The following is a 411-nucleotide window of genomic DNA, read 5'->3' as shown; positions in this document are numbered from 1 at the left end:
ACGGCGATTGCGGTGTTCTTTATTCCGATGTTCTTTTACGTGCTCGAGACGATGTCGGAGCGCTCGGAGAAGAAGGCCAGGAAGGCCGGGGATGTGCCGCCTTTTGCGCCGGGGGCGGAGCCGCCAAAGGTGCCGCCGTCAGCGGGTGGACCCAAAGTCGGCGGTGGCCCGGCGACCAACCCGTCCGCACCGCGCGAGGGTGACTGACATGCGCCGCGCTCCGCTGACCACTCCGCTCGCCACCGGCCTTGTGTCCGCGCTATGCGTCCTTGCCCTGAGCGGTTGCCTGCTCGGGCCGAACTACTCGCGTCCTCCGCTCGACGTGCCCGCGACCTACCGCTTCCCCGACAACTACGCGGCCGACATCGCCAACACCGAATGGTGGAAGCAGTTCGACGACCCGGTGCTCGA

At 67.2% G+C, this 411-nt stretch carries 1 protein-coding gene and 1 pseudogene; both read left to right on the top strand.

Annotated features, from left to right (window positions below; genetic code table 11):
• A partial coding sequence (locus SB822_RS55115; RefSeq protein WP_410858850.1) for a hypothetical protein occupies positions 1-207 on the top strand: 207 nt, incomplete at its 5' end.
• Position 208: 1 nt separating this feature from the next.
• Positions 209-411: pseudogene (locus SB822_RS55110) on the top strand (RND transporter); the annotation flags it as partial.

Source organism: Paraburkholderia sp. SIMBA_054 (assembly GCF_046534875.1).
GTDB lineage: Bacteria > Pseudomonadota > Gammaproteobacteria > Burkholderiales > Burkholderiaceae > Paraburkholderia > Paraburkholderia hospita.
This window is presented reverse-complemented; position numbering and strand designations above follow the sequence as displayed.